The organism is Candidatus Methylomirabilota bacterium (assembly GCA_036005065.1).
In the GTDB taxonomy this organism is placed as follows: domain Bacteria; phylum Methylomirabilota; class Methylomirabilia; order Rokubacteriales; family DASRDR01; genus DASYQW01.
In genome coordinates, this window is record DASYQW010000059.1 from 1 (window position 1) to 12,196 (window position 12,196).

Below are 12,196 nucleotides of genomic sequence, written 5' to 3' on the forward strand. Positions count from 1 at the left end.
CGCGGCGCCGGCCCGCGCGTCGAGATCCGCCGGGAGCGTGACCAGCCGGTCGGCCGGGACGACGTTGTGAGACGCGTAGGAGCCGGGCACCCCGGTCCACGCCACGCGCTCCCCCGGCTTGACCGTCGTGACGCCGGCTCCTACCTCCTCGACGACCCCGGCGCCCTCGAGCCCCATGGGGAGCGGCAGCGCGCCCTTGTAGAGGCCGGATCGCTGGTAGACGTCGATGAAGTTCACGCCGGCCGCCTCGATCCGGACCAGCGCCTGCCCGGCGGCGGGCTTCGGGGTGGGCAACTCTTCGAGCTTCATGGCCTCCGGGCCACCGTACTGCGGAACGCGGATCGCACGCATCGCTCGGGTTCCTCCTGTCCAGTGGGACGATGGCGTGAATGGACGAGTCACCAGGATGATAGGACCAACGCCGGCGGCCTTCAACTCCCTGGCTCACCCGAGCGCCCTTCGGCTATGATTGGGGGCGAGCGGCTGAACCCCGACGGCTCGAGCTGTCCGCGTGGTGCCCGCGGTCGATCACCCCGCCGAGAGAGAGGAGGCAGAACCATGAAGAGAGCGCTCGTCTTGATCAGCGGGCTCGCGCTCACCGGCTGTGCGGCGATGGGGGGGCAGACGGCCGGTCGGACCCCCGCCGCCGCTGCCGATCTCAAGAACGCGCAGGGTCAGAGCATCGGCACGGCGACCCTCACGGAGCAGGACGGCAAGGTCCGCATCGTGGTCCAGGCCAAGGGGCTCACGCCGGGCACGCACGGCATTCACATTCACGCCGTCGGCCGCTGCGACCCTCCGGGCTTCACGAGCGCGGGAGCGCACTACAACCCCCTCGGCCGGAAGCACGGTCTGGAAGCCCCGGACGGCCCGCACGCGGGCGATCTGTCCAACCTGGAAGCGGATCAGGCCGGGAACGCCCGGTACGAGGCGACGACGGATCGGGTGACGCTCAGCGACGGGCTGCTCTCGGTCTTCGACGGCGACGGCAGCGCGGTCGTCATCCACGAGAAGGCGGACGACCAGAAGACCGACCCGACCGGCGACTCCGGCGGGCGCGTGGCCTGCGGCGTCATCACCAAGCGAGGCTAGACACCCGGGAGAGCTTCTCCGGGGCTCCATGCCCTGGAGGTTGTCGGAGTAACCACCCGCCGGGGCTCGCGCAGTCGCCGCGGGTTGGTGAGGTGGGGGTGGGTCGGGAAGGAGGCCGTCGAGGCCCCGCCATGACCTAGGACCGTGTCGGAGTAACCCGGCAGCTCGCCCCGAGCGCGCGATGCGTCGAGCAGCGCTTCGAGCGGCGGCTGTGCCGCCGCAACCGAGGGGGGGCATCGGGGGGGTCTTCCGAGACCCCCCCGAAGAACTATCGGCGTCGGCGCGATGACCGCCGGACTCGCCGCCGACGCCGGCGGAGTCGAGCCGCCCGCGCCGGCCGCGAGGGCAACGCCTTGCGAAGACTCGCCAGCAGGCGCTTGACCTCGCGGCGCCCGACCCTTCGGAGCCCTATCAGGCGCCGGCGGTTCGGGTCGGAGGGAGTCGAGCGGCCGCGCTCCCACTGCACGACGGCGCCGGTGCTCACGCCTGCCAGTCGCGCCAGGGCCGCCTGGCTCAGGGCGAGTCGGGTCCGGAGCTTGCGAATCAGCCGCGGGGAGAGCCGGGCCGCTCGCGCCTCGGCCTCCGATGCTTCGGCGACTGCCGGTGCTGCCTGGGCCGCGCGCTGCCACTGATCCGCCACGCCCCGGAGCGCCGCGACCTCCTGCCGGAGCCGGGCTACGACCCGCCGCAGGCGCCGCACCTCGCGGCGCAGCGGCATGGTCGCTCCGCGAACCTGGCGCCGGGCGCCGCGCGCGATGGCCTCCCTGATCGCCGCCTCGATCTTTGCCACGCTCGTCTCCTCGTCGGCTAGGGTGTTCCCGGCTGCTCGTCGAGCCCTCGGCCAGCCGCCGGGTCAGTGAGTCGCAGGCCGCACCCTCGAACGCTCCCCGCGCGGCGGGGTCTTCGAGGCGACTTTCGCGTAGCGAGGAGGCCCGCTCTTGGCGGCGTCGGGGGGGAGTCCGCCCACCTCGTCGCTGACCGCCGGTCTGGCCGATCGTTCGCCGATCTCGCGGAAAAATTGGTGGCTCTCCGCCTCGAAGGCCTCCCGGGTCACGTTGCGCCGCTCGAACGGCGAGAAGACCGTCATCAGGCGATCGACTCCCTGGAGCGCCGCCCGCAGCGCTCCAGCGCTGATCTCGAGCTCCCCGAGCGGCGCTTGCAGGCGCTCCTGGGCGATCAGCCGCGCCAGGTGGACCGGCGGCAGGCTTCTCGGCTCGAGCGGCCGCGAGAGCCGCCCGACGGCCAGCTCCTCGACCTGCCGATAGAGAGCCGCATCGACAGGCTCGCCGAGCGCCTGGCTGGCCTCCGCCCACCCGAGCCGAGCCCACAACTCGTCCCCGGCCAACTCGTAGAATCCGACAGCCTTCTTGAGCAGGGACGCCCGCTCGCTCGAGTCAGTCGAGTGTCGGGCACCCCAGGCCATGACATCCCCGGCGGTCGTGCAGATCCGGCGGCTGACAGCCGCATGCTCCAGGCTCTGTTCCGGCAGCTCCGCCCGCAGCCGCTCGATCTCCCGCTCCAATCCCTCCACGATCCCCGTCACATCCGGGCGGGCTGACTCCGTGGCGGCCTCCGCCAGTCCGAAGAACAAGCTCTCCAGGCGCAGTCGGCCGAGCTCGAGCCGGCGCGGCGAGCCCGGCGCCTCCGTCTCCAACGCCCTTCGGAGGGTCTCCGCCGATTCGACGAAGTGGCCGAGAGCGCACAGCTCCCGGGCGGCCCAGAACCGGGCCAGCAGCGCCAGATCGCGATCGGTCGCGCGCACCGCGCATTCCCGGAAGCTCTTGAGGGCCGCCCGCGCCTCGTGTCTCTGGTGACGGTGAAGCCCCTTGACCTGCAGACAGGCGGGCGGAAGCTCGATCGCCTGCAGCATGATGGGCCCCTCGAGCATGGCGACTTCGTCGGCGAGATCGGCCAGCTCACCCCGGAGGCGGAGGTCATCGACGCAGGTCTCCGGGTCCGCGCTCAGCGCGGCCGCGGCCAGCAGCTCCCGCGCGCGCCCCTCGAGCTCGCCGACTCGCTCTCGGGCCCTCAGGGTGGCCGCCTCCGCGGTCCGCTCGTCCGCCTGGCGGGTCAGCCGCAGACTCTCCTCGAGCAGCGTCAGGGTCCTCTGCGCCACCTCGATCAGCTGCGCCTGCCACGCGGCCGCGCGCGCCTCGGCCGCCCGGGCTTCGGCCGCCCGAGCCTCGGCGATGCGGGGCTCAGCGGCCGTCTCGCTGGCGGCGGCCAGCTCGCGCAGGCGGGCGGCCTGCCGTCCCTGCCGGAGGAGCGCCACGGCGGCGACAGCGCCGACCAGGATCCCGCCCGCGGCCAGGAATCCGAGAAGCGCCCCGATCGGGAGGATGACCGTGTGGACGAGCTGACGGAGGCTATCCAGCTGGGCCTTCGTCCTTTCGATCTCGGGATCGGGTGCCTCGAACATCGGAAGATTCTCGGCCGGCGCGGGGGCCGCCGGTGGCGGTGTCGGGACGCGCTTGCCTGGACCGGGAGGGGCGGCGGCGGCGGTCAGGGAGACGGCCAGCACCAGCGCGCAGGCGAGCGACGTCGGCCCGAGGCCAACCAGGTGCCGACTCGTGGGGGGGCTCCCTCGCATCATCTCACCCTCCCGGTCTCGATGACACGCGGCGCCGCCGACGCGGGGCGGCGTAAGATCAGTGGGATAGGGAGTCGCGGTCTCCGCGGAGTGTAGGCGAAGACCGAAGGGCTGTCAACCAGCCCACGACCGCGGCAGTGGGGCGCGACGACCCTCCGCGCCCATCACGCCTCCCGCGTCCGATCGGGATCAGGCTGTCCTCGGTCCCGTGGGTTTCACCGCTCGGATGAACGCGCTCCGATACTTCCCGTCGAGGGCGGCCAGCACGTCCTCCAGGCTGAGTCCCTGGCGCTCGAGTTCCGTCGCCAGCGAGCCGTCTACCTCGAAGAAGCGGCGGGCGTCCGCGGCCGTGTAGAGCCGGGTCGGTCGGATCTCGATGGCCTGGAATCCCGCTCGGCCGAGGAGCGTCGCGTAGTCGCGCTCCTCGAGGACACCGGCCAGGCACCCCGTCCAGGCCTCCGCGCTCCGCCGGACCGGCTCGGGCAGCTCCCCCGCGACGACCACATCCGAGATGGCGAGGTGACCGCCGGGTCGGAGCACCCGGAACGCCTCGGCAAAGACGCGGGGCTTGTCGGCGGAGAGGTTGATGACGCAGTTCGACACGATGACGTCCACCGAGGCGTCGGGAAGCGGCACCTGCTCGATCTCGCCCTTGAGGAACTCGACGTTCTGGACGCCGGCCTTCGCCTGATTCTCGCGCGCCAGCGCCAGCATCTCGTCGGTCATGTCCAGGCCGTACGCCCGGCCCGTCGGGCCCACGCGCCTGGCCGAGAGCAACACGTCGATCCCGCCGCCCGAGCCCAGGTCCAGGACCACCTCGCCCGGCCGGAGGTCGGCCAGCGCGACGGGATTGCCGCAGCCGAGCGACGCGCGCAGAGCTTCCCCGGGGAGCCCGGCCGTCTCGTCGACGGCATAGAGGTCGGCGGTGATGGGACTCCGGGCGCCGGAGGATCCTCCGCAGTCGGCCACGGCCCCGCTCCGGGCCCGCGACGCGGCCTGCCCGTACTTCTCGGTGACGCGCTGCCTGATCTCGGGCCCGCTCATGGCCGTCCCGGGCGCGGCCTCCGACCCGCAGCAGGCGCTCGCTGGGGCCAGGGAGAGCGCCATCCGTGGGGCCACCGGCGCGTCGTCTTCGAGGTCGTAGTTGAGGTGGTAGACCTCCCACTCCACGCCGTCGGGATCCGTGACCCAGAACTTGTCCTGGTTGGCATGACAGCAGTCGACGCCCATCTCCTCGCGCACGGGAAGCCCCGCGGCCTTGACCCGGGTGAGCTGGGCGAGCACGGCTTCGGGTGAGACCACCTGGATGCCCAGGTGGTCGATGGCGCCCTCGCCGGAGCCCGGCCGGCCCGCCGAGAGGGCCAGATTCACCGGGGCCCACTCGGGCAAGAACTTGAGGTACCCCGGCCTGTCCTTGACGGGAACCACGCCGAAGAACGTCCGGTAGAAGTCCCGGCTCTTGGCGAGGTCGGAGACGTGCAGGTGGATGTGGACCTTCGCGCTCATCGTTCCTCCTCCTTCCCTCGAAGGGAGCCGTCGCGGATCTAACAGCAGGCGGTCAGGAGTCGCACCAGGGCCGTGACCGTCTCGCGGTTCACGTCGTAGTAGACGTACCGCTCTTCCTTTCGGCTGTGGACGAGCCCGGCCCGACGCAGCACGTCCAGATGGTGGGACAGGGTCGGCGCCGGGACCTCCAGCGCTTCCTGAATCAGGCCGGCGGACATCTCCCGTCCGGCCCGCACCAGGAAGAAGAACACCTGGAGCCGGGTCAGGTGCGCCAGCGCCCGTAAGGCCTCGACATGCGTGTCATTGGCTTCCAGCCTGGCCAGCGGCAGCGGTTGCTTCGTTTTCATGTTTCCATATATATCGAATAGTCGAACCTTCTGTCAAGCCCCGTTCGGGCGACATGGCTCTTGGCGGGGACCGCCGGCCGCCGTAGAATGTCCTCGGCGCCGCCCGTGAGCCCGTCCGGCCCCGGGCCGCCCGGAGGGTGCCCATGCTGAACTGGCTCCGCGGCCTGTTTTCTGCCCCTCGCCCGGCCGGCCCTCCTCAGCGGATGCGGGCCTTCGGACCCTCGGACACGCCGCTGACCCGGGACGGCGTGAGCGCCGACCAGGCCGGATGGCGGATCGAGTGCCGCGAAGGGCGGACCATCCGCCTCTTCGAGGTGGCCCCGGGCCCCGGGACCGCGCCGTGCCTGCTCGCCTACCGGGTTCAGCTCAAGACGGCCGACGCGCAGGGGCGCGTCTATCTCGAGATGTGGTGCCGGCTGCCGGGGAAGGGCGAGTTCTTCTCCAAGGGCTTCCAGCACGCGGTGAAGGGAACCGTGGACTGGGGGGCCTACGAGGTGCCCTTCTACCTCAAGGCGGGCCAGCACCCGGACCTGCTCAAGCTGAACCTCGTCTGCGAGGGGGCCGGCACCGTCTGGGTCAAGGACGTGGAAGTGCTCCGGACGCCGCTGGCCTGACAAGAATCTGGCGCGGCCGCCCGCCGGCCATGTACACTTGAGACAGGCCCTGGAGAGGGCTCGCGCGTGGTGCGAGGGGCCGGTTTCCGAGCGAGGTGACGCTCAGATGCGTTTTCGTGCCCTTCTCCTCTCCCTCGGCGCCGCGGTGGTGATGAGTGCGTGCGCATCGTCGGACCAGTGGACCGAATGGCGGCAGCACTCGACCCACTTCGCCTCCGGCGAACACCTCCGCTTCTCCTTCCGGAACCGGGGGGAGCACCCGACCCCGCGCGTCAGGCGTGTGGACCTCGAGCGGTCCCGCGATCAGGCGTGGTGGGGCGAGCCGGTCCTCGTCCGCCCGGACCAGCTTTTCGCGGCTGACCGGCCGTGAACTGACGGCTCGCTCCTGAGTCGAGGGCGCGTGCATCGGGAGCCCTGCGCCCGCCTCGCCCTCGTCCTGCTGGCCGCCGTCCTGCTCGCGCCCACCGGCGCCGGCGCGGCGCCCGCCGACGACGCCATCCTGCCGCTCGAGAGTTACGCGTCGACGGACGCTCGCGCCCTGGCCGAGGCCCACGGGGCGGAGCTCCGGGGACTCCAGGGCGAGCTGCGCCCCTGCGCGCCCCGCATCGACGTTCAGCGTCACGGCATCGCCTTTCGGCGGCCACGCGCGGTCGCCGAAACCGCGGCGCCCTATCTCACGCTGTGGGTGTGGCTCGATGCGGACGCTCTCCCGGCCGCGACCGATCTCCCGGCCCGGGCCGCCGCGGCGTTCCGCCGCTACGGCCAGGCGCTCTTTCGCCGTCTCGTGGCGCGCAGCCCGATCTTCGCGGACACCCGGGTCGATGGCTACGGGGTCATCCTGAGCTGGCTGTCCCCCGAGCCCAAGGCCGGCCGGCCCCAGGCCGAATCACTGGCCGTCTTCGCCGACAAGGTCACGGCGGCGAACTTCGCGCTGGACACGATCGGCCCCAGCACCTTCCTGACCCGCGCGGCGGTCCGGGCCTTCGACGGGCAAGCCGAGCTCGGGTCGCTCCCGCTCGCGGTGGAGGACGACGGCGCCCCGGCCGCCGGCCTCCCCTGCTGAGGCCCCTGTCTCCTCGTCCGCCGTGCTAAGATGGAGCGCCCGGTTCGAGCCGGCGCGCCCGGTGGGCCCGTCCGGCCGCCTACACACAAGGAGCCACGCATGCCCGGCCGTCCATTCCTCCAGATCCCGGGTCCGACCCTCGTGCCCGAGCGCATCGTCCGCGCGATGTCGCAGTCCATCATCGACCATCGTGGCCCGCAGTTCGCCGCGCTGGTGGCGGAGATTCTCGAAGGGCTCCAGACCGTCTTCCAGGCTCCGCACGGCCACGTCCTCGTCTATCCCGGCTCGGGCACCGGGGGCTGGGAAGCGACCATCGTCAACACGCTCTCGCCGGGAGACCGCGTCCTCGGCTGCGTGAACGGGCACTTCTCGAACCACTTCTGCCGGACGGCGGCCGCGCACGGGATCGAGGTCGACCGGCTGGAGCTCCCCTACGGGGCCGGAGTCCCGGCCGGCCAGGTGGCGGAGCGCCTGCGGGCCGATGCGACGCACCAGCTCAAGGCCGTGCTGGTCGTCCACAACGAGACCTCGACCGGGGTGACGACCCCCGTCGCGCCCATCCGCCGAGCGCTCGAGGACGCCCGACATCCGGCGCTCCTGCTGGTCGACGTGGTCTCGTCGCTCGCCTCGATCGACTTCCGCTTCGACGAGTGGGGCGTCGACGTCGCGCTGACGGGACCGCAGAAGGGGCTCATGCTCCCACCCGGGCTCACCATCCTGGCGGCCAGCGACAAGGCCCTGCGCGCGGGGCAGGCGGCCAAGTGCCCGCGCGCCTACTGGGACTGGCGCCCGGTGCTGGAGCGCAACCGGCGGGGCGAGTTTCCCTACACGCCGGCCACCTCCCTGCTCTTCGGGCTCCGGGAGTCGATCGCGATGCTACGGGACGAAGGACTGCCGCGGGTCTTCCGCCGGCACGCCCGACTGGCCGAGGCCTGCCGGCGCGCGGTGCGGGCCATGGGACTCGAGTTGCTCTGTCGCGATCCGGCGGAGTACTCGAACACGCTGACCGCCGTGGTCATGCCGGCGGGGACCGACTCTGATGCCTACATCGCCCACGCCAACCGCGAGCTCGACCTCTCCCTCGGCGTCGGGCTCGGCGAGGTGAAGGGGAAGGTCTTCCGTATCGGCCACCTCGGGAGCCTCAACGAGCTCGAGCTGCTGGGCGGCCTGGCCGGAGTCGAGCTGACCCTCCGGAGCTTCGGGCTGCCGGTCGCGCTGGGGGCCGGGCTGGCGGCGGCCGAGACGTACCTGCTGGAGACCGCCGAGCAGCGCTGACCGCACCGCGCGGCCCCGGCCGCCGGATCGGAGACACGACATGAACGCGCGCACCGCCAAGCTCATCTCACGGTACGCTTCCCGCATCAGCGCCAAGCCCCGGGCGCTCAAGCGCGAGTGGAACGAGCTCTCGCGCAAGGAAAAGGCCCGCCGCCGCCCCCGGATGAAGGCGGCACTCGGCTAACGCCACCAGAAGGGAGACACCTCACATGAAGGGCCGTGTCGCCGTCGTCACCCAGTACAACGCCGACTTCGAGATCCGCGAGTACCCGGTCCCCGAGCTCGAGCCGGACGCGGCGCTGGTCCGCATCACGCGGGGCGGCATCTGCGGGTCGGATCTCCACATCTGGCGGGGCGAGCTTCAGGACGCGATCGGGGCACCCGACCGCGGCCAGACCTTCGGCCACGAGATGTGCGGCGTCATCGAGCGCCTGGGAAAGAACGTGAAGACGGATTCCACCGGGCAGCCCCTGGCCGAGGGGGACCGCGTCACCTACTGCTATTTCTATCCGTGCGGCCGGTGCCCGGCCTGTCTGGACGGGGTGCGGGCGGCGTGCCCGTTCAAGCGCCGGGGCACCCGCTACGCCGACGACCCGCCGCACTTCATCGGCGCCTACAGCGACTACTACTACCTCCGTCCCGGGCACTTCGTGTACAAGCTCCCGGCCAGCATCTCGGACGACGTCGCCACCCCGGTCAACTGCGCGCTGGCTCAGGTGCTGTACGGGCTCGACAGGGTGCGGGTCCGCATCGGCGACACCGTGGTCATGCAGGGAGCGGGAGGACTCGGCCTCAACGCCTGCGCCGTCGCCAAGGAGATGGGAGCCGCCCAGGTCATCGTCATCGATCAGATCCCCGAGCGCCTCGAGCTGGCGCGGCGGTTCGGCGCCGACCACACCCTGAACCTCCAGGAGCTGCCGAAGCCCGAGGAGCGGGTGGCGGCCGTCAGGGAGCTCACCCGCGGATGGGGCGCCGACATCGTCTGCGACTTCGTCGGCTTCCCCAAGGTCATCCCGGAAGGGCTCCAGATGCTGAAGAGCGGCGGCACCTACCTCGAGATCGGGACGATCAGCCCGCCGCTCAGCGTCGAGCTCCACCCCGCCCACCTCGTCTGGGGGTCGAAGACGATCGTGGGAATGATCCAGTACGAGCCGTCGGCGATCCAGCGCGCCCTGCTCTTCCTGGAGACGAACCTGCGGAAGTACCCGTTCGCCGAGGTCATCTCGCATCTCTATCCGCTGGAGCGGATCACCGAGGCGTTCCGCGAGTCGGAGTGGCTGGGGCGGCAGCGCGACCCCCACAAGATCAGCCGCGCGGCGATCGCCCCATGGGGGAAGTAGACGGAGACGTCACGCTTCGGCCGGCCACCGCCGCCGACGTCCCGGCGGTCCTCGAGCTGATCCGCGGGATCGCCGAGTACGAGCGCCTGAGCCACGAGGTCGAGGCCACCGAGGCGCTCCTCCGGACCCACGGCTTCGGCCGGCGGCCGATTTTCGAGGCGGTCCTCGCCGAGCGTGACGGCCGGGCCGTGGGATTCGCCCTCTACTTTTTCACCTTCTCGACGTTCAAGGCGCGCCCGACCCTCTACCTGGAGGATCTCTTCGTCCGCCCCGAGGAACGGGGGCGGGGGATCGGGCGACGGCTACTCGTCCACCTGGCGCGGATCGCCGTGGAGCGCGACTGCGGTCGGATGGAGTGGTCGGTCCTCGACTGGAATACGCCGGCCCGGGACTTCTACTTCAAGCTGGGCGCGGCGGCGATGGACGAGTGGACGGTCTTCCGGATGACGCCCGAAGCCTTCAGCCGCCTGGCCGCCGAGCCACCCTAGGTCATTCGGGGGGATCTCGGAAGACCCCCCGATGCCCACAGCGCGCCGCCGAGCGGGGAATCGTCGGCGGCCGCTGTGGGGCGGCAGCTCTTGCGAGTCGCGCTGTGGGCGGTTCCACGCTCTCGCTTCCCACGGCGCCGGAATACTTCGACTGTGGAAGACGCACCACCATCGGTCATCCCACGGTCCCGGAGTCCTCCGAGACCCCAAGTACACCCCCCAGAAGTACAGCTTCATCAGCCTGGAGGGGTTCATCGACGCCAAGGTGATCGTCGAGGGGCTGCGCCGCGCGGGTCCCCACCCGACCAGGGCTGGATTCCGCCAAGCCCTCGAATCGCTGCGGAGCCTCGACCTCGGGATCGGCGCCCCCCTGACCTTCGGTCCGGAGCGGCACCAGGGGCTGGACAACGTCTACTTCACCCACGTGGAGAAAGACCGGTGGGTGCCCATTGCCGACTGGACCGCCGCGGTGAAGGCCTGAATGGACATGGGGCCGGTGGTGTGGGGATTGTTCCGGAGAAGGGGAGCGGAATGAGCAGGCGGACGGATAGGCGGCCCGACAGCGTGACAGCGCGTCCAGACCCGACTGCCGAAGCCCCGACGGCGAGGCTCCGGTTCGGGCTGCTGGCGAAGCTCGTTCTGTTCATCGCGGTGGGGTTGATCCTGTTGAGCACCGCGGCGTGGACCATCTCTGTTCAAACCCTTCGGCACAGCCTGACGGAGGAGTTCACCTCCAAGGGAGCCGCCATCGCCAACAGCCTGGCCAGCTCGAGCGTGGACCTGATCCTGACCCGCGACGCCTCCACGGTCCAGGCACTGGTAGACCAGTTCGCCGCCATCAGGGGGGTTGCTTACGTGATGGTTTACGATCCCGAGAAGACGCTGATCGCTCACACGTTCTCCCCTCGGGTCCCACGCGGCATCCTCGAGAAAAATCTGGTCACCGGCGAGGTGGCCCAGCAGGTGCAAGAGATCCAGTACCCGGATCCGGTCACCGGCGCCGAGAAGCAGATCATCGATGTGGGGGTTCCCATGCTCGGGGGCCAGCTCGGCACCGTCCGCGTGGGGATGAACAGGGCGATCGTCGATGCCGCCACCGCCAGAGCCGGGCAGTTCATCCTCCTGGCCTTCGGCGGTGTCGCGGTGGTGGCCGTCCTGGCCGCGGTCCTCTTCGCCCGCCGCCTCACCAGACCGGTGGTTCATCTCGCGAGTGCCGCCCAGCGAATCGGTCAGGGCGACCTGTCGGAACTGGTCCCGGTGACGTCTCGTGACGAGATCGGCCAGCTGGCGGCGACCTTCAACGAGGCCGTCGTCCGCCTCCGTTCGCTGGTGAAGACCGAGGCCGAGCGCGACGAGTTCGAGAAGCTTTCCACGTACATGGAGCAGCTCTACCGGCTCTCCACCGCCATGCAGGAGGCACTCTCGCTCAAGGATCAGCTCACGCGCGTGCTCGAGGCGGCGCGCCAGGTGGTGGCTGTCGACCGCTTCTTCATCTGGGCCATCACCCCGGATGGGCACAAGCTGGTGGCGCTGGTCACGGCGGGCCTGCCGGAGGAAGATCGGAAGGCCTCCGAGGGGGCCGAGACGTCTGGTGTCGCAGCTTGACCGAGAGCAGGAACGGGTTGTGGAAAGCTGGAACTCGTGCCGATGGAGGTCGTTCTGGAGGCCGCCTCAACGCAGTGACTCGTGGGCGGGAGTCGAGCGAGAAGGCCAAGCTGCCCGCAGCCTTTCGGCCGACGTACGAGGCGGGGCCAGGCCGCGGCAAATCCGTCACGGATGACGCTTGTCCGTCACAGTGCTGTCTATTTTATTGCTTTTAAACGAACAATAGGGCCTTGACATTGTTTTGCTGACGCCCTAGCATGCCCGGCATCCAGGGGG

General features: G+C 70.8%; 15 protein-coding genes and 1 pseudogene. 10 read left to right on the forward strand and 6 right to left on the reverse strand.

Going from position 1 to position 12,196, the window contains the following annotated elements:
* The coding region (locus tag VGW35_04085; GenBank protein HEV8306823.1) for an alcohol dehydrogenase catalytic domain-containing protein at positions 1 to 351 on the reverse strand (351 nt) is incomplete at its 3' end.
* Between the two features lie 207 nt (positions 352 to 558).
* Here VGW35_04085 and VGW35_04090 point away from each other — a divergent pair.
* On the forward strand, positions 559 to 1,092 hold the full coding sequence (locus VGW35_04090; GenBank protein HEV8306824.1) for a superoxide dismutase family protein: 534 nt from the start codon (positions 559 to 561) through the stop codon (positions 1,090 to 1,092).
* Between the two features lie 268 nt (positions 1,093 to 1,360).
* On the opposite strand, the gene VGW35_04095 is transcribed toward VGW35_04090, so the two are convergent.
* The 5 genes and pseudogenes from VGW35_04095 to VGW35_04115 form a co-directional block, all read right to left on the reverse strand.
* Positions 1,361 to 1,882, reverse strand: a complete 522-nt coding sequence (locus tag VGW35_04095; protein HEV8306825.1) for a helix-turn-helix domain-containing protein — start codon at positions 1,880 to 1,882, stop codon at positions 1,361 to 1,363.
* A 63-nt stretch (positions 1,883 to 1,945) separates the two neighbouring features.
* Complete coding sequence (locus VGW35_04100) at positions 1,946 to 3,685, reverse strand: hypothetical protein (protein HEV8306826.1); 1,740 nt, start codon at positions 3,683 to 3,685, stop codon at positions 1,946 to 1,948.
* A 186-nt stretch (positions 3,686 to 3,871) separates the two neighbouring features.
* Entirely contained in the window at positions 3,872 to 4,726 is an 855-nt protein-coding gene (locus VGW35_04105) for an arsenite methyltransferase (GenBank protein ID HEV8306827.1), read from the reverse strand.
* A 33-nt stretch (positions 4,727 to 4,759) separates the two neighbouring features.
* Positions 4,760 to 5,188 (reverse strand): annotated as a pseudogene (locus VGW35_04110) (ArsI/CadI family heavy metal resistance metalloenzyme).
* A gap of 38 nt (positions 5,189 to 5,226) precedes the next feature.
* Positions 5,227 to 5,535, reverse strand: coding sequence for a metalloregulator ArsR/SmtB family transcription factor (locus tag VGW35_04115; GenBank protein ID HEV8306828.1), 309 nt, complete (start codon positions 5,533 to 5,535; stop codon positions 5,227 to 5,229).
* Between the two features lie 143 nt (positions 5,536 to 5,678).
* On the opposite strand from VGW35_04115, the gene VGW35_04120 reads away from it, so the two are divergent.
* From VGW35_04120 to VGW35_04160, 9 genes are all read left to right on the forward strand, one after another.
* Positions 5,679 to 6,149 carry a hypothetical protein gene (locus VGW35_04120; GenBank protein ID HEV8306829.1) on the forward strand — a complete coding sequence of 157 codons (471 nt, stop codon included), beginning with the start codon at positions 5,679 to 5,681 and terminating at the stop codon, positions 6,147 to 6,149.
* Positions 6,150 to 6,255: 106 nt separating this feature from the next.
* Positions 6,256 to 6,519, forward strand: coding sequence for a hypothetical protein (locus VGW35_04125; protein ID HEV8306830.1), 264 nt, complete (start codon positions 6,256 to 6,258; stop codon positions 6,517 to 6,519).
* 30 nt (positions 6,520 to 6,549) lie between these two features.
* Positions 6,550 to 7,212 carry a hypothetical protein gene (locus VGW35_04130; protein ID HEV8306831.1) on the forward strand — a complete coding sequence of 221 codons (663 nt, stop codon included), beginning with the start codon at positions 6,550 to 6,552 and terminating at the stop codon, positions 7,210 to 7,212.
* 99 nt (positions 7,213 to 7,311) lie between these two features.
* Positions 7,312 to 8,487, forward strand: coding sequence for an aminotransferase class V-fold PLP-dependent enzyme (locus VGW35_04135; GenBank protein ID HEV8306832.1), 1,176 nt, complete (start codon positions 7,312 to 7,314; stop codon positions 8,485 to 8,487).
* 40 nt (positions 8,488 to 8,527) lie between these two features.
* Positions 8,528 to 8,671 carry a hypothetical protein gene (locus tag VGW35_04140; protein ID HEV8306833.1) on the forward strand — a complete coding sequence of 48 codons (144 nt, stop codon included), beginning with the start codon at positions 8,528 to 8,530 and terminating at the stop codon, positions 8,669 to 8,671.
* A 25-nt stretch (positions 8,672 to 8,696) separates the two neighbouring features.
* Entirely contained in the window at positions 8,697 to 9,827 is a 1,131-nt protein-coding gene (locus VGW35_04145) for a zinc-binding dehydrogenase (protein ID HEV8306834.1), read from the forward strand.
* Positions 9,815 to 10,315 (forward strand): GNAT family N-acetyltransferase, encoded by a 501-nt coding sequence (locus VGW35_04150; GenBank protein ID HEV8306835.1) that lies wholly within the window; start codon positions 9,815 to 9,817, stop codon positions 10,313 to 10,315. The genes VGW35_04145 and VGW35_04150 overlap by 13 nt, the downstream gene beginning before the upstream one ends.
* Positions 10,316 to 10,346: 31 nt before the next feature.
* A complete protein-coding gene (locus VGW35_04155) occupies positions 10,347 to 10,796 on the forward strand; it encodes an ABC transporter substrate-binding protein (GenBank protein HEV8306836.1) in 450 nt (149 codons plus the stop codon).
* A gap of 83 nt (positions 10,797 to 10,879) precedes the next feature.
* Positions 10,880 to 11,920 (forward strand): HAMP domain-containing protein, encoded by a 1,041-nt coding sequence (locus tag VGW35_04160; protein HEV8306837.1) that lies wholly within the window; start codon positions 10,880 to 10,882, stop codon positions 11,918 to 11,920.
* Positions 11,921 to 12,196 lie beyond the last annotated feature (276 nt).